This is a genomic window from Ruegeria sp. AL3 (genome assembly GCF_056536065.1).
In genome coordinates this window covers 2,206,055-2,224,399 of sequence record NZ_JBQFJG010000001.1, presented here as the reverse complement: position 1 = coordinate 2,224,399, position 18,345 = coordinate 2,206,055, and the positions used below count along the sequence as shown (strand labels likewise).

The following is an 18,345-nucleotide window of genomic DNA, read 5'->3' as shown; positions in this document are numbered from 1 at the left end:
GTGGAATAACCGGGTATGACGTTCGAAAGACGCTTCATGTTTTCCTATTGCGCTGACCCTGACACGCTCGGAACATTCCGCTGGTTCTCCTGCTACCTGACCAACGGCGTGCACTGGTCCTTCTACCTGTCGTTCCTCAAGGTGTTGGGATTGCTGGCTGTGACCGCGCCGGTCGCATTGGCGTTTGGTTTTGTTGGCGCAATGGCCGCCCGATCACATTTCCCGCCCCTGAGCTGGCTGGGCAAAGGGTATATTGCCATCGTGCGCGGTGTCCCGGACATCGCTTTCTTCCTGTTTTTCGTGATAGCGTTGGATCAGGCGTTCGAATGGACGCGGCACAAGATATTGTGCCCCGAATGGACCGACCCGATCCGGCAGGGAAATGACTTTATCGTCTGTCAGGCGGCCAAGCTGCCATTGGGGACTGCACCGGAATGGGTGCATGAAACCTATGGCTTCTTCCTGGCCGTCGTTACCTTCTCGATTGTTTTCGGGGCGTTTGCGGCAAACGTTCTGTTTGGTGGAATGCGCGCCGTGCCCCACGCGCAGCTTGAAACCGCCGAAGCATATGGCATGTCCCGTCGTCAGACCTTCTGGCGCATCCTTGTGCCGCAGATGTGGGTTTATGCCCTGCCCGGCCTGTCAAATCTTTGGATGGTTCTCATCAAGGCCACTCCGCTGCTGTTCCTGCTGGGAATCGAAGACATCGTTTATTGGGCCCGCGAACTTGGCGGCACCAAGACGTCCAAGTTCACCCAGTATCCGCATGGCGACTGGCGCATGTGGTACTTCCTGTTCCTGCTTGTCTTCTACCTCGGCATGACGCGCGTGTCTGAACTTGGGCTTGAAAAGCTGATGCGGAAACTGTCCCACGGGCAGGCCACGTCCGGCGGCGAGCTTCTGCGCAAGGAGACCACGGCATGAGCTGCTTGCAGACGATTCAAGATTACGGCCTTCGGTCCCTGGGTATCGGCGAGCGGCTACTGCCCAAAAGTGACTTCACCCTGTGCGAACAGTTCACGCTGATCGGGTCGGGGATGATCTGGAATGTCTATTTCGGGATCATGGCGCTGGCGACCGGCTTCTTTCTGGCCACGGCCCTGGCCGTCGGCAAGGCGTCAGCAAACAAATGGCTTCGCAAGCCTTCGGAATGGTTCATTTTCCTGTTTCGCGGCTCGCCCTTGTTTATCCAGTTTTTCTTCGCCTATTTCCTGTTCCTGTCGCTGAAGAAATCCAACCCGATGTTCGACGCCTTCACCTCGGCCTGGCTGGGGGCGCTGATCGTGCTGTTCCTCAACACTGCCGCCTATTCAGGCGAGATCTTTTACGGAGCGCTAAGGTCCATTCCCAAGGGCGATATCGAAGCCGCAGATGCCTATGGCATGTCAGGCTGGGCCCGTTTTCGCCGGATCGTCTGGCCCACCATGTTGCGGCTTGCCTGGCCTGCCTACACAAACGAAGCAATCTTTCTTTTCCACGCGACAACACTGGTCTTCTTTTCAGCCTTCCCGGCCTGGCAGCAACGCGGAGACGCCCTGTATTACGCCAGTTACTTTGCGGACAAGACGTTCAACCCGTTCATCCCATACCCGATACTGGCGTTCTATTTCATCCTGCTGACGCTGGTAATCGTCGGGGGCTTTGGCCTGATCAACAAACGCCTGAACCGGCACCTACCGGTCGCAAAACGGGCCAAGATGCGGTTCAAACTGAACCTGGCGCGCTGAGTTTCGGCGCGCCAGTCACGTCTGGACACCAAACCAAATCAACGCCAATCACCGCGCGCCCGGGCGCTTTACAGCACATTCAAAAGGGGAGAAGTGGTACCGCCTCCCTGGCTTGAACAGGGGACCTCTGGATCCACAATCCAGCGCTCTAACCAACTGAGCTAAGGCGGCACTCGTGAGGGGCGATGTACCGAACACGCCCGCGGAATGCAAGAGGATTAAAGCCGAAATTTCCAGCTTTGTTCGACAAGATCGACACCGAAGGAATGCACCGCTTTGCTGTCTGTCAATTCCCAGCCGGACGCCTTGTAAAGTGCGCAGGCGGCGGTATGGCTTTCGTGCGTCCACAGAACCATTTCTTTGTATCCTGCCCCGCGTGCGAAGGCAGTGCATGCTTGCAACAGGCGCTTTCCCAGCCCCAGCCCTCGTGCTTTCGGAACAAGCAGAAACAGCCGCAACTTGGCGGTATTCCGGTCAACAGCAACGCAGAAAATACTTCCCAGACGCTGCCCGTCCTGCTCGGCGATCCAGCCTCTTTCAAGCTCGGGGTCACTGTTGGCCATGAAGTCGTCAAGGATGCTGGCCACCAGGGGCGCAAAGCTGTCATCAAACCCTTCGTCGCGCGCATAAAGCAGACCGTGCTGTTCAACCAGCCACGCGGCGTCATCGGGGTGAAAGGGTCTGAGAACGGCGTCTTTCATATCTTATCTGACCGCAAAGGTGACTTGATTCTCAACCCCGTGCGCGCTAGCAGGAACGCTCAGTCTCGGAGGCACAGATGGGCATCAATACCGAACGCGACATTCAGGCAAACCTGCAAATCGGTCCGACCGATCAGGGTATGGTCCGCCTGTTCATCGAAGCTGACGGCATCGAAATACCGATGGATTTTGACCCGGAAGAAGCAGAAGAAATCGCCGACGAAATTCGCGCTGCGGTACAAGCCGCCCTTGCGGTCAAAGGCTGACCTTACAGCCTGGGATCCCGAAGCGCGTGTAAACGGCGCGCGGCATCCGTTGCAAATTTCTGGATCATCTTCTTGCGCCGCGCCGGTGCGATTTTGTCCTCGGGCGCCATACGCACGATTTCCGCATCATAGGCATCGGCGATGATCAGGCCTGTTTCATCAGGCAACAGATCGGTCGGGAATTCTGTATCGACGGCCCAGAAGAATCGGTCACACCATTCCAAATAGCCCTGCCATTTCGAATCCGACTGATAATCGGCACGGCTGGATTTGCACTCAATCACCCACAACTCACCCTTTGGCCCCAGCCCCATCACGTCCACGCGCAACCCGCGCGCAGGCACAAATTCTTCTACGGAAACAAAGCCATGCGCCGCAAGATGCCGAGCGACGCCACGTGCCAGTCTCTGTCCAGGTTGCAGATCCAAAGTCATAGCCAAAAATGTGAACAATTAGCGAACAAAAGTAAAGCACCTTTGCGTCTTGACATAGTACCTTTTGGTATCGCATTAATATAGTACCAAACGGTACTATTCCTGAGGTTGCTTATGGAGAACCAAACTCAAAACGCGTTTCGCGCGCTGGCCGATCCCACACGCCGAAACATCGTGCGACTGCTCTCGTTACAGGACATGACGATCGGGCAGTTGACGGACCGGTTCGACATGACCCGCGCTGCGGTCAAAAAACACCTGACGATTCTGTCCGACGGTGGGTTGATCACAGTCGAAGCGCGCGGCCGGGAACGCATCAATCGACTTGAACCACAGGGTATGGCCCCGGTGCTCGACTGGCTTAGCTATTTTGACCAGTTCTGGGATGATCGCCTCAACTCTCTCAAGGAAGCTATTGAAAGGAAACAAAATGACTGATGCCGTATTGAAGAAATCGATTTTCCTCAGGGCGGAACCGGAAACCGTTTGGGCTTATCTGACAGAACCTGACCATCTGGCGGAATGGTTCCACAAACCGGAAAGAACACTGGCAGAAGGTCAGAAGCTTGAGATGTTCGGCACGACAAGCGGCGACTTACTGATCTGGGGAGAGGTCCGTATCGCCCGCCCCCCCAAATATCTTGAACACACCTTTACCGTCAAACCGATGGGGGACGCTGTAAGCGTGGTCAAATGGACATTGGAACCGGTCTTGGGCGGCACACGTCTTGAGCTTGTGCACGAAGGATTACCGCAAGGCGTCGCAGCATTTGATCTGATCCTAGCTCTGGACAAAGGGTGGGATGAACATTTCGGCAAGCTGCGTGTGTCATTGCACGAAACTGTTGACGCCTGACCTCTTGCGCGAACCCGTCAGACAACCTACTTAAGCGCGTGGCGGGTTCTGCCCTTCTTGTGACAGGTAGCATTCTGGTGGCCTTAAGCAATTCCGAGGGGGCTGGCTCTGTTCAGGTCCTGGCCTGATTACCCGGCGCCCACCTGTACATACAGGTCCTCGGGAATCAAACCGCACGGTTGACTGGTGGTCCCGCCGCACTTTCCCTGAAATATCAGCGCCCTGCGTGAGCTTCCTGTTTCACGGTTGCCGGCTCGAAGCTGTGTGCGACCGGTGTTCCCCGACGCGGCCCCTGCGGCTTTTCCGCCATGCTCATGATCTTGTACGCGAACTGAACGCCGGCAAAGACGATGCCGTTCATGAACCAGATCATCACCAACGCGATCAGGCCGATTTCCGACCCGGAGATCAGATGCCGAAGGTTCGCGACGTTCAGCGCCAAGAGCACCCCGACAAACACGGCCGAAATGACAAAACCCCAAGCGACTTGCGTGATATACAGGCGGATCAGTTTGGGCATGGCGAACCTCCTTGCGCTTCGACAACAATGCTAGCGCATGTCTGGTTCAGGTAAACGTGTCAGAACGCCTCGGGCTGCGCCTCGCGCGCCATGTGATCCAGCACGGCATTGACGAATTTGGGTTCTTTACCTTCTGGAAAAAAGGCACGTGCCACATCGACAAACTCGGTGATCACCACTTTGGGCGGTGTGCCGCTTTGGGTCAGTTCCGCACCCGCCGCGCGAAACAGCGCGCGCAGGGTCGGGTCGATGCGCGCGATCGGCCATTTCGCCACCAGCGCGCGGTCGGTCATCTGGTCGATCGGCGCCTGATAGTTCACCGCGTCATCCACCAGCTTGCGGAACAGCGTGCTGTCGCCCTCAAGCATCTCGTCGCCCTCGTAGACCGCGCCGAACCGGTGGTCCAGAAACTCGTTGACCACCTGTTCGGTCGTCTGGCCCGACTGCTCCATCTGGAACAGCGCCTGCACGGCATAAAGCCGCGCTGCGGATTTCATCAGGCGTTTCCGGTTTGCCGGTTTCGGCGTGTCTGTCTGGGTCATGTTGTCGTTGATCCGTTGCTGTCGCCCGCCACCAGGATGGACTCGGACGGCGGCTTGAATCCGACGCCCTTTTTCGAAGCGCCCCACTTACGGCTGAGCGCGATCAGATGCAAGGCCGCAGCGGCCGCGCCACCCCCTTTATTCATCTTTTCCGGATCGGCGCGGACTTCGGCCTGCTCGTCATTCTCGACCGTCAGGATGCCGTTGCCGATGCACAGCCCCTGTAGGCCCAGCAGCTGGATCGCGCGGCTGGAGTCGTTGCAGACGGTTTCGTAATGCGTGGTCTCACCGCGGATGACGCAGCCAAGCGCGACATAGCCGTCAAAGTTGCACTGTCGGTCGGCCATGGCGATGGCCGTGGGAATTTCCAGCGCGCCGGGCACTTCGACCACTTCGCAGGTGCCGCCAGCCGCTGCGATCTCGGCCGTGGCACCTGCAATCAGGTTGTCGGCGATCGAGCGGTAGAACGGAGCGGCCACGATCAGCAGTTTCACCGGCTTGTCGAAGCTGGGTGTCGGCAGAATTCCGTGTTTGTCTTGTTCAGCCATGTTCAGTCTTCCTTCAGAATCGAGCGGGTGCCGACGATGGACAGGCCAAACGCGTCCAGCCCAAGATACACCGTTTCAGGAGAGTCGGTCAGAAGCACCAGTTCCTGAATCCCCATCTTGGACAGGATCTGCGCCCCCAGACCGGTTTGCTTGATGGTGCGCGGGCCTTCATCCTCGACCGCATACAACGAGTTGCGCGGCTGGCGGAACAGGCAGACCACTCCGCGGCCCTCTTCGGCGATCTTTTCCATCGCGCGCGGCAGCTCGCGCGATGATTTCGGGCCAAGCCCCAGGATATCCGGCGCTTCATGCAGGGCGTGCGTGCGCGTCAGAACGGGCTCGGGCGTGGTGATGTCGCCTTTGATCATGACAACATGTTCAATGCCGTGGGTCTGATCGGTGAAAATCCGCATTTCCCACTCACCGCCGTATTCCGAGGTGACTGTTTGACGAGAAGTCTCGACAACCAGATTGTCATTGCGCGACCGATAGCTGATCAGGTCGCTGATCGTGCCGATTTTCATGTTGTGGTTTTTGGCGAACTCGACCAGATCCGGCAGGCGCGCCATGGTTCCGTCTTCATTCATGATCTCGCAGATCACGCCTGACGGGTTCAGCCCGGCAAGACGCGAGATATCCACGGCGGCCTCGGTATGGCCTGCGCGCACCAGCACCCCGCCCCGCTTTGCCCGCAACGGAAAGACATGGCCCGGGGTGGCGATATGCGCCATCGTGTTCTGTTCGTTGATTGCGGTCGCCACGGTCAGCGCCCGGTCGGCAGCTGAAATCCCGGTGCTGACACCTTCGCGCGCCTCAATCGAAACCGTAAAGGCCGTCTCGTGGCGGGATGAGTTGTTCACGGCCATCATCGGCAAGCCCAGCGCATCTATCCGTTCCGCCGTCATCGGCAAACAGATCAGGCCGCGCCCATGGGTGGCCATGAAGTTGATCGCCTCGGCATCCGCAAACTCGGCCGGGATCACCAGATCGCCTTCGTTCTCGCGATCTTCGTGATCGACCAGAATGTACATCCGGCCGGCGCGCGCCTCTTCGATGATTTCTTCGATCGGGCTGATCGCGTCACGCAACTGGGCCTCGACCGGTCCGGGGGTTTCAAAGCTCATGGGGCAGCCTTTCACATGGCAGGTTTGCTCGGCGGAATAGACCACTGAGGGCGCAAAGACCAGTCCACAAACGGCGCTGGGGTTTTCCGACGCGACGTATCAGGACATCTCGGACAGGCGCGCGACGTACCGGGCCAGTGTATCGATCTCAAGATTGACGCGATCGCCCACACCGACATCGCCCCAGGTCGTGACTTCCTTGGTGTGAGGGATGAAATTGATGCCAAACTCGCAATCATTCACGTCATTGACCGTCAGCGATGTCCCGTTCAGCGCAACCGACCCTTTGGGCGCTATGAACCGCGCCAGTTCCTTCGGTGCACGCAAGGTGACACGTGTGCTGTCGCCTTCATCTTCGACCGCGACCACATCGGCCACGCCATCCACATGACCCGAAACGATGTGACCGCCCAGTTCATCACCGACTTTCAGCGCTCGCTCCAGATTGACACGTTTGCCGACGGCCCAGGTATCAAGATTGGTCTTCGAAACCGTCTCGGCGCTGATCTGAACATCATACCAATCGTCGCCCAGCGCGATCACCGTCAGGCACACACCATCACTGGCAATCGAGGCTCCGATATCGATACCGGCCGTGTCATAGGCCGTCTTGATCCGGGCGCGCAGATCCCCCTGCTGTTCCAGCTCGGTGACGGTGCCGATGTCGGTGACGATCCCTGTGAACATTCCGTTAACCCTCAGTTCATAACCTGTGCCTGCTTTTCACCGTCGAGGTAAGCCCAATGGGCCGCGCGGGCAAGCCCCGCCTTGCCGTACAAGGCCCAAACGGGCATAGTTTCGGCAACAAAACCAAAAAAGAGCAGTCCAGATGCCGCAAATGCCTTCAGGCTCAGACAAACGGGTCTTCCTGTTTCTTCAGGGACCTCACGGGCCGTTTTTCTCGACACTCGGGCAGATGTTGCGCGCCACGGGGGCACAGGTCTGGCGGGTTGGGTTCAATGCGGGGGATCAGGCGTTCTGGTTCGACAAGGCAAGTTTCATCGCATTCCGGAACACGCCCGGCGATTGGCCCGAGACATTGAACAGGTTGATTGCCGACAAAGGCGTCACGGATATCGTTCTTTATGGCGACACGAGACCGGTCCACGCCCGCGCAGTTGAGATTGCGAAGTCTCAAGGGCTGACAGTTCACGTTTTCGAAGAAGGCTACCTGCGGCCCTGGTGGGTCACGTACGAGCGGGACGGGTCAAACGGGCATTCGCGCCTGATGTCACTGGATGTCGACCAGATGCGGCAGGCTCTGGCCCGGTCGGACAGCAAAACGCCCCCGCCACCGTCGCATTGGGGGGATATGCGGCAACACATATTCTACGGTGCCCTCTATCATTGGTTCGTCATGTTCCTGAACAAGAGATACCGCAATTTCCGGCCTCATCGTGATCTGTCGGTTTCACAGGAATTCCGGTTGTATTTCAAACGTCTGATGCTGATGCCTGTTCATCGCCTGCAACGCGGCATTGCCACGGCGCGCGTCAGGTGGGGGGGCTTCCCCTATCACCTCGTGTTGCTGCAACTGGGGCATGACAGTTCGGTTCAGGCCCATTCCGAATTCTCCTGCATGTCCGATTTTCTGGAACTGGTCATCGCAGGATTCGCGCAAGGCGCACCGGCACATCACAGGCTGGTCGTGAAAGAGCACCCTTTGGAAAACCACCGTGAACCATTGCACCTGCGCGCCATGGAGATTGCCAGGAAACACGGGGTGCAGAACCGTGTTCACTATGTCCCAGGCGGAAAACTGGCAGGTTTGCTGGATGAGGCAAATTCGGCCGTCACCGTGAATTCCACTGCGGGGCAGCAGGTCTTGTGGCGGGGTATTCCGCTGCGTATTTTCGGACGTTCGGTTTATGACAAGACCGACTTCGTATCACAGCAGTCGATCGCTGCATTTTTTGCTGAACCAGACGCGCCGGATGTCGACGCCTATCGCTGTTACCGGCAATTCCTGCTGGAAACCAGCCAGGTTCCGGGCGGGTTTTATTCCCGGCGCGGCAGGCGGCAGTTGCTGCGCCGCGCCGTGGACATGATGCTCAGCAGCAGTGACCCTTATCAGGCCCTTCTGAACAAGAACGAGGCACCGACGCCACAGTTGAAAATCGTCGAGTAATTCGGTCGCCCTGTGACTGGAAGTTGTGCTGCTTACCGGCTAATCTTCCCGCAACAACAAAAGACTGAGGATATCCGGCAGTGCAATTCTCTCCTAAGCGATGGATGCGGGGGGTTTCCCTTGTGGCCGCAATCGGCTTGATGGCGGCCTGCCAACTTCCGAAATCCGGGCCGAACAAGACCGAAATTCTGGCGGGTGCAGTCCAGAATGGCGGCAACGCGTTTGTCGTCGAAGTCGATGACCGCGTGACACGCCTTACATCCGCCGTGCCTCAGTTTGGCTTTTCGTCCTCGTTCAGCAGCGCCCAGGCCTTGACCGCCGACACTGTCCGCCCCGGTGACGTGCTGGGCCTGACCATATGGGAAAACGTGGACGACGGGTTGCTGTCCGGCGAAACCGGTGCGGCGACCATTCTGGATGAAGTTCAGGTCGACAGCGATGGTTTCATTTTCGTCCCCTATGCGGGTCGGATTCGGGCCGCGGGCAACACGCCCGAACAGCTTCGCGTTTTGATCACGAACAAGCTGCGGGAACAGACACCCGACCCACAGATCGAAGTGCGGCGTGTTGCGGGTGACGGTTCCACCGTCTCGCTGACGGGTACAGTCGCAACCCCCGGCATCTATCCGATCGAACGCCCAACCCGTTCCTTGCTTGGCATGCTGTCCAAGGCGGGCGGGGTCTCAGTAGCGTCAGATATCGCGTTGGTGACGCTGATCCGGGGGGATCAAAAGGGCACCGTCTGGTACGAAGATCTGTTCCGCAACCCGAAACTGGACGTCGCTTTGCGTGGCGGCGACCGCATCTTGGTGGAAGAAGACAGCAGATCATACATAGCACTCGGCGCGACCGGGGGTCAGTCTCGCGTGGCCTTTGACAGTCAGGACCTTACCGCCTTGGAAGCTTTGGCTCAGGTCGGTGGTCTGCTAACACTGTCCTCTGATCCAACCGGCATTTTCATTCTGCGGAAAGAGCGTCAGGACATCGCGCGCAGCATCACGGGACGCGCCGACTTGAAGGGGGATCAACGCATGATCTACCTGCTGAACCTGACGGCCCCCAACGGCCTGTTCATCGCGCGGGATTTCGTGATCCGCGACGATGATACGATTTATGTGACCGAAGCACCCTATGCACAGTGGAGCAAATCGATCTCGCTGATCGCTGGTGGCCTGACCCCCATCGCAAACGTCGCCACGCTGACCGGCAACTGATGCATGGTAGCCGATCCGGACAGCGCAGCCGGGGCCGAGCGCACCCGGCTGTTCGTCTACAACGGCGGGTTTCTTACGCAAAAACGCCTGAGACGGATTCTGACGCTTGCCGGATATGACATTCGTCTGGGTCTTCCCAAGGATGGCGATTGCGTGGGCATTTGGGGCAACAGCCCGACCGCGTATCGGGGCCTGCGCATCGCCGAAAAACACCGCGCCCCGGTTCTGCGGGTCGAGGATGCCTTTCTCAGGTCTCTGCACCCGGGGCGCGCCGGTGAACCGCCCTTGGGTCTTTTGCTGGACCGTTCGGGCCCGCATTTCGATGCAGCCGCACCTTCGGACCTTGAGAAGCTGCTGAACACCGATCCCTTGGACGACACCGCGCTGCTGAACCGCGCACGTGCCGCGATGGAGCGGGTCAGGGAATTGCACCTCAGCAAGTATTCCGCGTTTGACCCCGATCTTGCCGCACCTGACCCCGGTTATGTACTGGTCATCGATCAGACGGTTGGCGATGCCGCCGTCTCGGCAAGCGGTGCCGATCGTGCCCGTTTTCTTGAAATGCTTGTGGTCGCGCAGGAGGAAAACCCAGGCGCGCGCATTCTGATCAAGACACATCCAGAAACGATGGCAGGTCATCGTCAGGGGCATTTCACCGATCAGGACCTGTCAGACCGGGTCACGTGGTTTGACAAGCCCATCAGCCCCTGGCCCCTGCTCGAGGGCGCCGTTGCGGTTTATACCGTTTCTTCGCAGCTGGGCTTTGAAGCAATCCTGGCCGGTCACAAACCGCGCGTTTTCGGTCAACCGTTCTATGCCGGGTGGGGCCTGACGCAGGATGAATTCCCAGTCCAGCGCCGTCAGCGCAACCTGACCCGCGCGCAACTGTTCGCGGCCGCGATGCTGCTTTACCCGACCTGGTACGACCCCTTTCGCGATCAGCTGTGCGAAATGGAAACGGTTCTGGACATTTTGGAGGCGCAGACCCGCGCATGGCGGCAGGACAGGCACGGTTGGACGGCCGCCGGTATGCGCCTGTGGAAACGCAGGCACATGCAGCAGATTTTCGGGCGGCATGGCACGTTGCGCTTTACGGCCACACAACCTGATGCCTCGGATCGCCCCCACATGGTCTGGGCCAGTCAGGCGCGCGACAGCGAAGGGGCCGTTCGTGTGGAAGACGGTTTTTTGCGTTCCCGAGGACTGGGGGCGGCGCTTGTTCCGCCCCTATCCCTGGTAACCGACGAAGTCGGTATCTACTATGACCCCACAAAGCCCAGCCAGTTGGAAAACCTGATCAGCGAGCGTGCAACTTTGCGCCCGGATCAGGAATTGCGCGCTGAACGGCTTGTTGAGAGATTGCTGGCCGATGGTTTGAGCAAATACAACACGGGCCAATCCGCGCCGGTTCTGCCCCATGGTCACCGAATTCTGGTGCCCGGACAGGTTGAAAATGACGCCTCGATCCTGCTGGGCACCAACACGGTGCGCAGCAATCTGGACCTGCTGAACACGGCGCGCGAGGCCAACCCCGAAGCTATCCTGATCTACAAACCGCACCCTGATGTCGAAGCTGGGTTGCGGGATGGCCAGATAGACGCAGAGTCAATTGCGGACCTTGTCGTGACCCGAACTGACCCTGCCTCGCTGCTGACGCAGGTGGACGAGGTGTGGACGATGACATCGCTATTGGGGTTCGAGGCATTGTTGCGCGGGGTGAAGGTCACGACTCTGGGCGCGCCCTTCTATGCGGGATGGGGCCTGACCACCGATCTGGATACCGTCCCCGTCAGGCGAGGTGCACGGCCGTCGCTGATGGGCTTGGTACACGCCACCTTGATTGACTATCCACGCTATTTCGATCCGATCACCAGACAACCCTGCCCTGTCGAAGTGGCTGTTGAACGTTTGGCGCTGGGGTATTCGGCACCGTCCGGTCCGTTCAACCGGTTTCTGTCAAAGCTTCAGGGCGCGTTCGCAACGCACGCTCGTCTTTGGCGTTGACCTTATTCCGACGCTCTGCGCCAACGATGCAATACATCCCCACCGACCGCCTGCGTCTCGATCAATTCGAATCTGGGGGCGGCCTCCAGCGTTTCCAGACCTAGTGTCCCGACCGCGGCCAAGCCTTCGGCCCCGATGGTTAAGCCGGCAGTGAACCCGATCAGCTCGTCCACCAGATCTTCGGCCAGCAGCGAGGCCGCAAGCGCGGCCCCGCCTTCGCAGAAGACACTGGTCAAACCGGCCTGACCCAGTTGCTGAAGCAGATCCACCGCGTCGATATGGTGATCTTTCAACGCACAGGGGATCAGCTTTGCTCCCAATCCCTCCCACGCCTGTGCACGTTCTGCATCCGGGTGATGCGCATGGCAGAGCCAGACAGGTATCTTTGAGGCTGTACGCGCCAGCTGCCCCATCAGAGAAATATCCATATGGCGGGACACCACGACGCGGACGGGTTGATGCTCAACGCCAAGATCCCGCACGGTCAGCGAGGGGTCGTCGGCGCGCGCCGTCCCTGCCCCGACCATCACCGCATCGTGGCGTGCACGCATGGCATGAACCACACGACGTGCCTGCGGTCCGGTGATCCATTGGCTGTGCCCTGTCGAGGTTGCGATGCGCCCGTCAAAACTGCTGGCCATCTTCAGCGTCACAAAAGGCCGGCCTTGTTCAGTCTTGAGGAAAAAGCCTTCCAGATCCCGTTCTGCCTGTTCCGCAAGAACGCCAGTTACAACGTCAATTCCTGCCTCGCGCAACATGGCAAAACCCTGCCCGGCCACGCGCGGATCGCTGTCTTCGACAGCGGCCACAACACGGGATACTCCTGCCGCAATCAAGGCCTCGGCGCAGGGCGGCGTTTTGCCGTGATGGGCACAGGGTTCCAGCGTTACATAGGCGGTCGCACCACGCGCAACCTGCCCGGCCTGAGCCAAGGCTTCGGTCTCGGCATGAGGGCGGCCACCCGGCTGGGTCCAGCCCCGCCCGATGATCCGGTCATCACGAACGATGACACACCCCACAGCGGGGTTCGGCCAGCACATCCCCTGACCGCGCCGCCCCAAAGACAGGGCAAGCGCCATGAATCGCTTATCTGTTTCGTTCACTCGTCAGTCGAAGGCTGCGGCGGGCGCAGTTCGTGGACGAACTCCTCGAAATCATCGGCCGCCTGGAAATTCTTGTACACACTCGCAAAGCGAACATAGGCGACAGTGTCGATCCGCGCCAGAGCTTCCATAACGATCTCACCGATCTTGTTGGACGGGATATCCGTGTCGCCCATGCTTTCCAGACGGCGCACGATGCCCGAAATCATCTGATCGATCCGTTCGGGATCAACGGGGCGTTTCTGCATCGAGATGCGGATCGAACGCTCCAGCTTGTCGCGATCGAAATCTTCGCGTTTACCATTGGTCTTTATGACAACCAGATCACGCAGTTGCACACGTTCGTAGGTCGTGAACCGTCCGCCACAGGCCGGACAGAACCGGCGTCGGCGGATTGCCACGTGGTCCTCTGCCGGGCGTGAATCTTTCACCTGAGTGTCGATATTTCCGCAAAACGGGCAGCGCATCCGCCGTCTCCTCGTCCCATGTTCGGCCTCTTTTTGTAAGCGCTGCGGCTTACTTATCCACAACTATAGGGCAGCCGCTAGGGTTTGGGTAGTCGGAAATTCAAACCGCTAAATAGTGGGTCAGGCCAGATACGCCGCAACCTTCCTTTGATGCGGCGCAGTGCGGTGTTCAAACAGGTAAATCCCTTGCCATGTTCCCAGAACGGGTCGTCCCTGCGACACCGGGATCGTCAACGAAACCGGCAAGAGCGCGGCCTTGATATGCGCAGGCATATCGTCCGGGCCTTCGTAGGTGTGCCGCAGATACGACATGGCGGGGTTGTCTGACGGTGGAACCAGCCGTTCGAAGAACGCCTGAAGATCTGTTTGAACTTCGGGGTCCGCGTTTTCCTGGATCAGCAATGAGCAGGAAGTGTGGCGAACGAACAGGGTCAAGACCCCATCTTTCGCCACCCGTTCAAGCCATTGCAGAACGTCGGACGTGAATTCGTAAAGCCCCGGTCCATGGGTGTGCAAAACGAACTCGGTCTGCATCGTGACTATCCTGCGGGTTGGTCAGTCGTTGAAGAACGGTCGATAATTACACCGTGCATTCGCACCTTGTACAGATTCACTGTTGCCAGGCTGAAACCCGAACGAGACAAAGCTGCTTGGTTGTGCATCGACCGTTTGAGGCGGCTTGATGGAAAACTGAACCGCTGTTCTGCGACCGGTTGTGACACTGGGCCCGTATCCTCGCAACACGTAAATCCGGTCCGTCCAGCCCGACCCCAAGGTTCGACGTGCATAATCCGCGGCGGCGCACCAATAGCCTTCGGCGCGCATGTCGCCGCGGGGGATGACCTCGAAATCAGTGGCGTTTATGGGTTCCGTTCGAAACCCGTTCCGCGCAGCGTCTGCTGTCAATGGAACACTGAAGGCCAAGGCTGCCAACGCGGCGAAAGTGTATGACTGTTTCATGGTAATTTCTTCCCTGATTGCTTGTTCCAAATTGTGACCTCTGAATAGGTTAGTCGAACTTCACTGCGCGCACAGGGTGCCTCACGATCAATTCAGCCCGCCTGGTACATAGCGTGATCCGGCGTGAGCCAGCCTTGACAGCGGATCAGCAGGCCCAAGCCCGGCGTCGCAGAACAACGCGTCACTTGCAGAAAAAGAGCGTGCCGGGGAGCCCTGAGCAGAGATTGGTGATTTCTCCGAGGCTCTGACCTCATCCCCATGAAGGTCCCGACCCGGCAACAAAGCTGATTTGGACAGCCGCGCGCTACACTTCATGCGCGTTCCGGTCAAGACCTTTCGAGAACTTGCCAACAAGTAGTACTCAAGTGCAAAATCCTTTCTGCCAAAAGCCAAAGTCAACAAAGGGATTTCCCTGATAAACTGTTAATGTATTTGAGAACGTAAGGTGTTGTACCACGATGGATGTAGATATCGACCGACTACATTTTTTGATCCAGGCGCTGGATCGCCACGCCGGCAACAGCGAAGTATCCCAGCGGGTATTGCAACAGACCGGGCTGTGTCAGCAGGATATCGCACCCCCTGCCGCAGTCTACAGCGCACATAAAGAGGCCCTGTTCATCCGGCACGCCTGTGACGCCGTTGGTGACATCACATTTGCGGCGCGCACTGGGCTCGAGGTCACGTCGGCCTCGACCGTAACAGGGTATATCAGTAAATACTCACGCGATTTGAGGCAGGTGATGGAAAACCTGTCCCGTTTTCATGGCATCATCGATCCGGCCATCGGGCTCAGCTTTCGTGTTGCCGGCAACTTCGCGGCCCTTGAGGCCGATTGGAAAGACGCCAGCTTTGCCCGCTATCATCGGCGCACGGAATTCCTGTTGTTCGCTGCGCTGGCCAGGATGAGAAACCTCACGCAGGTGAAGTTGCACCCGATCGAGATGCGCTTTCAGCACAAAGTTGGAAGCCACGCCAAAACCTACGAAAAGCTGACAGGCTGCCCAGTGGTTTTCAACGCTGAAAAGATCGAGATCATTCTGCCGCTATCTGCGCTGGAATTGAAAGTGCCGACCTATGATCCAAAGCTGCGTGAGCATTTGCTGGAATACGGTGAACGTCTGCTGGCCGAAAAACCACCCCCCAAGCACAAGACCCGCGCCCGTGTCGAAGGTCTGATCACCCGATCCCTGCCCGGCGCAATCCTGCAAGCCGAAGATGCGGCGGCTGATCTGGGGATGAGCCTCAGAACCTTCAGTCGACGCCTCAAGGATGAAGGCACAAGCTATCGCGATATTGTGGACGATCTAAGATGTGATCTGGCCCAGACTTTCATCACAAATGGCATGACTCTGTCTGAAATCTCATACGCGCTGGGGTATGCCGATCAGGCTGCTTTTTCGACCGCCTTCAAACGGTGGACAGGTCAGCCGCCCAGCGCCTTCAAGACCCGAGTGGAACATCCCATTCGGACAGCTGGCCGGGGGTCATCAGCCTGAAAAACCTCGCCCCGGCCTGTCCCATGAGTGGACAAGACCGATATAGAAAGGCACACCGCCACGGCCTTGTGCTATCGCGCCAACGTGATGCGAGAACCAGCCAATGTGAACAAAAAAGGCGCCTCTGACGGGGCGCCTTTGTTCTGATAGATCTTTGTTCTTATTGATCCAGGAAAGACCGGAGTTTTCGTGAACGGCTGGGATGCTTCAGCTTCCGCAGCGCCTTGGCCTCGATCTGACGGATCCGTTCGCGGGTCACGCTGAACTGTTGGCCGACTTCTTCCAAAGTATGGTCGGTGTTCATACCGATGCCAAAACGCATCCGCAGAACCCGTTCTTCGCGCGGGGTGAGCGAGGCCAGAACCCTTGTGGTGGTTTCCTTGAGGTTTTCCTGAATGGCGCTGTCCAGGGGCAGCACGGCATTCTTGTCCTCGATGAAATCGCCCAGTTGGCTGTCTTCCTCGTCGCCGATGGGTGTTTCCAGAGAAATCGGCTCTTTGGCGATCTTCATCACCTTGCGCACCTTCTCGAGCGGCATCTGCAGCTTTTCGGCCAGTTCTTCCGGCGTCGGCTCACGGCCGATTTCATGCAGCATCTGACGGCCCGTGCGCACCAGCTTGTTGATCGTTTCGATCATGTGAACCGGAATACGGATCGTGCGGGCCTGATCCGCGATCGAGCGGGTGATCGCCTGGCGGATCCACCAGGTCGCATAGGTCGAGAACTTATAGCCACGACGGTATTCGAACTTGTCCACCGCCTTCATCAGGCCGATGTTGCCTTCCTGAATAAGATCAAGGAATTGCAGGCCACGGTTGGTGTACTTTTTGGCGATCGAGATCACCAGGCGCAGGTTGGCTTCGACCATTTCCTTCTTGGCCTGCCGCGCCTCTTTCTCGCCCTTCTGAACCTGCTGCACGATACGGCGGAATTCCGAGATATCCAGACCGACATACTGGCCGACCTGAGCCATGTCGTTGCGCAGCTCTTCGACCTTCGCGGTCGAGCGTTCGATGAACATCTGCCATCCCCGGCCCGGCTTTTCGGCCATCTCGGCCAGCCAGTTCGGATCCAGTTCACGGCCCCGATACGCTTCGATGAACTCACGGCGGTTGATGCGTGCCTGATCGGCCAGCTTGACCATCGCGCTGTCCAGAGACATGACGCGGCGGTTGATGCCATAAAGCTGGTCGATCAGCGCCTCGATCCGGTTGTTGTGCAGGTGAAGGCCATTCACCAGTTCGACGATCTCAGCCCGCAGTTTCTGATAGGTTTCTTCATCCTTTTCACTGAACGTACCGTCTTCGTTCAGCGTGGCCGAAATCCGGCTGTCCTGCATTTCAGACAGCATCGAGAAGTCGGTCGAGATACGCTCCAACGTGGTCAAGACCTGATCCTTCAGCGCCGCTTCCATCGCGGCCAGCGACATGTTGGCCTGATCGTCGTCATCGTCATCGTCATCGTTGTTCAGCGGGTTGCCATCCGCATCCAGCTCGGGGCCAGTATCCTTGGCTGGCTTGTTCGCCTGCACGGCCGAGGTATCGACGACCGGCTCTTCAACGTCACCGTCTTCGTCCAACTGGTTTCCGAACGTGGTTTCCAGATCAATGACGTCCCGCAAAAGAATGTCTTCGGACAACAATTCGTCATGCCAGATTGTGATCGCCTGAAAGGTCAGCGGGCTTTCACACAGGCCCGCAATCATCGTATTGCGACCGGCTTCGATCCGCTTGGCGATTGCGATCTCACCCTCGCGGCTCAGCAGTTCGACCGACCCCATCTCACGCAGATACATGCGCACAGGGTCGTCGGTGCGATCCAGCTTTTCTGTACCGGAACCGGCCAGTGCAACCTCACGGTTGCTTTCCGCGGCAACCAGTTCGGTCGAGCCTTTGTTCTCTTCCTCTTCGGCCTCTTCATCTTCGATGATGTTGATGCCCATCTCGGACAGCATCGACATTACGTCTTCGATCTGTTCCGAACTGACCTGATCAGGCGGCAAGACCTGATTGAGCTGGTCGTAGGTAATGTAACCTTTCTCGCGAGCCTCGGCGATCATCTTCTTGACGTTCGCCTGGCTCATGTCCAGCGAGATTTCCTGTTCCTGCTCGTCGGATTTGCGGTCTTCGTTCGTATCCTTGGCGGCCATTCAATGCTCCTGCAGGGATGGGTGATTCGTCTCAGCCGAATCATTAGCGCGTATAAGTGATTCGGCCACCCGTTTACCCGTTTTTCTTTTCCAGTGCCTTACG

The 18,345-nt window shown here is 58.2% G+C and carries 21 protein-coding genes and 1 tRNA gene; 9 read left to right on the top strand and 13 right to left on the bottom strand.

Annotated features, from left to right (window positions below; all coding sequences use genetic code 11):
- The first annotated feature begins 36 nt into the window (after positions 1-36).
- The gene (locus ACR3E6_RS11280) at positions 37-924 is read left to right on the top strand and encodes an ABC transporter permease (RefSeq protein WP_171170555.1); all 888 of its coding nucleotides are present in this window, start codon (positions 37-39) and stop codon (positions 922-924) included.
- Positions 921-1,727 carry an ABC transporter permease gene (locus ACR3E6_RS11275; protein WP_152457564.1) on the top strand — a complete coding sequence of 269 codons (807 nt, stop codon included), beginning with the start codon at positions 921-923 and terminating at the stop codon, positions 1,725-1,727. Before ACR3E6_RS11280 ends, ACR3E6_RS11275 begins: the two co-directional genes overlap by 4 nt.
- A gap of 94 nt (positions 1,728-1,821) precedes the next feature.
- Here ACR3E6_RS11275 and ACR3E6_RS11270 read toward each other — a convergent pair.
- Both ACR3E6_RS11270 and ACR3E6_RS11265 read right to left on the bottom strand, forming a co-directional pair.
- Positions 1,822-1,898, bottom strand: a tRNA-His gene (locus ACR3E6_RS11270).
- A 47-nt stretch (positions 1,899-1,945) separates the two neighbouring features.
- A complete protein-coding gene (locus ACR3E6_RS11265; RefSeq protein WP_171633403.1) occupies positions 1,946-2,428 on the bottom strand; it encodes a GNAT family N-acetyltransferase in 483 nt (160 codons plus the stop codon).
- 77 nt (positions 2,429-2,505) lie between these two features.
- Between ACR3E6_RS11265 and ACR3E6_RS11260 the strand changes: the two genes are divergently transcribed.
- Positions 2,506-2,694 (top strand): DUF6324 family protein, encoded by a 189-nt coding sequence (locus ACR3E6_RS11260; protein ID WP_152457562.1) that lies wholly within the window; start codon positions 2,506-2,508, stop codon positions 2,692-2,694.
- Between the two features lie 2 nt (positions 2,695-2,696).
- On the opposite strand, the gene ACR3E6_RS11255 is transcribed toward ACR3E6_RS11260, so the two are convergent.
- Complete coding sequence (locus ACR3E6_RS11255; protein ID WP_152457561.1) at positions 2,697-3,128, bottom strand: MmcB family DNA repair protein; 432 nt, start codon at positions 3,126-3,128, stop codon at positions 2,697-2,699.
- Between the two features lie 114 nt (positions 3,129-3,242).
- Between ACR3E6_RS11255 and ACR3E6_RS11250 the strand changes: the two genes are divergently transcribed.
- Positions 3,243-3,566 (top strand): ArsR/SmtB family transcription factor, encoded by a 324-nt coding sequence (locus tag ACR3E6_RS11250; protein WP_480487166.1) that lies wholly within the window; start codon positions 3,243-3,245, stop codon positions 3,564-3,566.
- On the top strand, positions 3,559-3,984 hold the full coding sequence (locus tag ACR3E6_RS11245; RefSeq protein ID WP_171633406.1) for an SRPBCC family protein: 426 nt from the start codon (positions 3,559-3,561) through the stop codon (positions 3,982-3,984). The genes ACR3E6_RS11250 and ACR3E6_RS11245 overlap by 8 nt, the downstream gene beginning before the upstream one ends.
- 214 nt (positions 3,985-4,198) lie before the next feature.
- Here ACR3E6_RS11245 and ACR3E6_RS11240 read toward each other — a convergent pair whose 3' ends face one another.
- From ACR3E6_RS11240 to ACR3E6_RS11220, 5 genes are all read right to left on the bottom strand, one after another.
- Positions 4,199-4,504 (bottom strand): hypothetical protein, encoded by a 306-nt coding sequence (locus ACR3E6_RS11240; protein ID WP_171723518.1) that lies wholly within the window; start codon positions 4,502-4,504, stop codon positions 4,199-4,201.
- A 59-nt stretch (positions 4,505-4,563) separates the two neighbouring features.
- Positions 4,564-5,046: a transcription antitermination factor NusB gene (gene nusB, locus ACR3E6_RS11235; RefSeq protein WP_171119535.1), complete on the bottom strand. Its 483-nt coding sequence runs from the start codon at positions 5,044-5,046 to the stop codon at positions 4,564-4,566.
- Positions 5,043-5,594, bottom strand: coding sequence for a 6,7-dimethyl-8-ribityllumazine synthase (locus ACR3E6_RS11230; protein WP_209833480.1), 552 nt, complete (start codon positions 5,592-5,594; stop codon positions 5,043-5,045). Before ACR3E6_RS11230 ends, nusB begins: the two co-directional genes overlap by 4 nt.
- Positions 5,595-5,596: 2 nt before the next feature.
- A complete protein-coding gene (ribB, locus tag ACR3E6_RS11225) occupies positions 5,597-6,718 on the bottom strand; it encodes a 3,4-dihydroxy-2-butanone-4-phosphate synthase (RefSeq protein WP_171723520.1) in 1,122 nt (373 codons plus the stop codon).
- A 99-nt stretch (positions 6,719-6,817) separates the two neighbouring features.
- Positions 6,818-7,405, bottom strand: a complete 588-nt coding sequence (locus tag ACR3E6_RS11220; protein WP_480487164.1) for a riboflavin synthase — start codon at positions 7,403-7,405, stop codon at positions 6,818-6,820.
- A 151-nt stretch (positions 7,406-7,556) separates the two neighbouring features.
- Between ACR3E6_RS11220 and ACR3E6_RS11215 the strand changes: the two genes are divergently transcribed.
- The 3 genes from ACR3E6_RS11215 (at position 7,557) to ACR3E6_RS11205 (ending at position 12,064) form a co-directional block, all read left to right on the top strand.
- Positions 7,557-8,846 carry a capsule biosynthesis protein gene (locus ACR3E6_RS11215; protein WP_480487162.1) on the top strand — a complete coding sequence of 430 codons (1,290 nt, stop codon included), beginning with the start codon at positions 7,557-7,559 and terminating at the stop codon, positions 8,844-8,846.
- Between the two features lie 80 nt (positions 8,847-8,926).
- Positions 8,927-10,060, top strand: a complete 1,134-nt coding sequence (locus ACR3E6_RS11210; RefSeq protein ID WP_348539510.1) for a polysaccharide biosynthesis/export family protein — start codon at positions 8,927-8,929, stop codon at positions 10,058-10,060.
- 3 nt (positions 10,061-10,063) lie between these two features.
- Positions 10,064-12,064, top strand: a complete 2,001-nt coding sequence (locus ACR3E6_RS11205) for a capsular polysaccharide biosynthesis protein (protein WP_480487160.1) — start codon at positions 10,064-10,066, stop codon at positions 12,062-12,064.
- 2 nt (positions 12,065-12,066) lie between these two features.
- Here ACR3E6_RS11205 and ribD read toward each other — a convergent pair whose 3' ends face one another.
- From ribD to ACR3E6_RS11185, 4 genes are all read right to left on the bottom strand, one after another.
- On the bottom strand, positions 12,067-13,167 hold the full coding sequence (gene ribD / locus ACR3E6_RS11200) for a bifunctional diaminohydroxyphosphoribosylaminopyrimidine deaminase/5-amino-6-(5-phosphoribosylamino)uracil reductase RibD (RefSeq protein WP_480487158.1): 1,101 nt from the start codon (positions 13,165-13,167) through the stop codon (positions 12,067-12,069).
- On the bottom strand, positions 13,164-13,634 hold the full coding sequence (gene nrdR / locus ACR3E6_RS11195) for a transcriptional regulator NrdR (protein ID WP_117869416.1): 471 nt from the start codon (positions 13,632-13,634) through the stop codon (positions 13,164-13,166). The genes ribD and nrdR overlap by 4 nt, the downstream gene beginning before the upstream one ends.
- Before the next feature lie 120 nt (positions 13,635-13,754).
- On the bottom strand, positions 13,755-14,168 hold the full coding sequence (locus ACR3E6_RS11190; RefSeq protein ID WP_171206899.1) for a secondary thiamine-phosphate synthase enzyme YjbQ: 414 nt from the start codon (positions 14,166-14,168) through the stop codon (positions 13,755-13,757).
- 21 nt (positions 14,169-14,189) lie between these two features.
- Positions 14,190-14,594, bottom strand: a complete 405-nt coding sequence (locus ACR3E6_RS11185; RefSeq protein ID WP_171633427.1) for a hypothetical protein — start codon at positions 14,592-14,594, stop codon at positions 14,190-14,192.
- A 458-nt stretch (positions 14,595-15,052) separates the two neighbouring features.
- On the opposite strand from ACR3E6_RS11185, the gene ACR3E6_RS11180 reads away from it, so the two are divergent.
- Entirely contained in the window at positions 15,053-16,093 is a 1,041-nt protein-coding gene (locus ACR3E6_RS11180; protein WP_480487156.1) for a helix-turn-helix domain-containing protein, read from the top strand.
- 160 nt (positions 16,094-16,253) lie between these two features.
- On the opposite strand, the gene rpoD is transcribed toward ACR3E6_RS11180, so the two are convergent.
- Positions 16,254-18,242, bottom strand: coding sequence for an RNA polymerase sigma factor RpoD (rpoD, locus tag ACR3E6_RS11175; protein WP_171633431.1), 1,989 nt, complete (start codon positions 18,240-18,242; stop codon positions 16,254-16,256).
- Positions 18,243-18,345: the final 103 nt, after the last annotated feature.

What these genes read in the sequence shown, in the direction of transcription:
- ACR3E6_RS11280 (WP_171170555.1), top strand. Translation starts at nt 37, where the DNA reads ATGTTTTCCTATTGCGCTGACCCTGACACGCTCGGAACATTCCGCTGG.
- ACR3E6_RS11275 (WP_152457564.1), top strand. Translation starts at nt 921, where the DNA reads ATGAGCTGCTTGCAGACGATTCAAGATTACGGCCTTCGGTCCCTGGGT.
- ACR3E6_RS11265 (WP_171633403.1), bottom strand. Translation starts at nt 2,428, where the DNA reads ATGAAAGACGCCGTTCTCAGACCCTTTCACCCCGATGACGCCGCGTGG.
- ACR3E6_RS11260 (WP_152457562.1), top strand. Translation starts at nt 2,506, where the DNA reads ATGGGCATCAATACCGAACGCGACATTCAGGCAAACCTGCAAATCGGT.
- ACR3E6_RS11255 (WP_152457561.1), bottom strand. Translation starts at nt 3,128, where the DNA reads ATGACTTTGGATCTGCAACCTGGACAGAGACTGGCACGTGGCGTCGCT.
- ACR3E6_RS11250 (WP_480487166.1), top strand. Translation starts at nt 3,243, where the DNA reads ATGGAGAACCAAACTCAAAACGCGTTTCGCGCGCTGGCCGATCCCACA.
- ACR3E6_RS11245 (WP_171633406.1), top strand. Translation starts at nt 3,559, where the DNA reads ATGACTGATGCCGTATTGAAGAAATCGATTTTCCTCAGGGCGGAACCG.
- ACR3E6_RS11240 (WP_171723518.1), bottom strand. Translation starts at nt 4,504, where the DNA reads ATGCCCAAACTGATCCGCCTGTATATCACGCAAGTCGCTTGGGGTTTT.
- nusB (WP_171119535.1), bottom strand. Translation starts at nt 5,046, where the DNA reads ATGACCCAGACAGACACGCCGAAACCGGCAAACCGGAAACGCCTGATG.
- ACR3E6_RS11230 (WP_209833480.1), bottom strand. Translation starts at nt 5,594, where the DNA reads ATGGCTGAACAAGACAAACACGGAATTCTGCCGACACCCAGCTTCGAC.
- ribB (WP_171723520.1), bottom strand. Translation starts at nt 6,718, where the DNA reads ATGAGCTTTGAAACCCCCGGACCGGTCGAGGCCCAGTTGCGTGACGCG.
- ACR3E6_RS11220 (WP_480487164.1), bottom strand. Translation starts at nt 7,405, where the DNA reads ATGTTCACAGGGATCGTCACCGACATCGGCACCGTCACCGAGCTGGAA.
- ACR3E6_RS11215 (WP_480487162.1), top strand. Translation starts at nt 7,557, where the DNA reads ATGCCTTCAGGCTCAGACAAACGGGTCTTCCTGTTTCTTCAGGGACCT.
- ACR3E6_RS11205 (WP_480487160.1), top strand. Translation starts at nt 10,064, where the DNA reads ATGGTAGCCGATCCGGACAGCGCAGCCGGGGCCGAGCGCACCCGGCTG.
- nrdR (WP_117869416.1), bottom strand. Translation starts at nt 13,634, where the DNA reads ATGCGCTGCCCGTTTTGCGGAAATATCGACACTCAGGTGAAAGATTCA.
- ACR3E6_RS11190 (WP_171206899.1), bottom strand. Translation starts at nt 14,168, where the DNA reads ATGCAGACCGAGTTCGTTTTGCACACCCATGGACCGGGGCTTTACGAA.
- ACR3E6_RS11185 (WP_171633427.1), bottom strand. Translation starts at nt 14,594, where the DNA reads ATGAAACAGTCATACACTTTCGCCGCGTTGGCAGCCTTGGCCTTCAGT.
- ACR3E6_RS11180 (WP_480487156.1), top strand. Translation starts at nt 15,053, where the DNA reads ATGGATGTAGATATCGACCGACTACATTTTTTGATCCAGGCGCTGGAT.
- rpoD (WP_171633431.1), bottom strand. Translation starts at nt 18,242, where the DNA reads ATGGCCGCCAAGGATACGAACGAAGACCGCAAATCCGACGAGCAGGAA.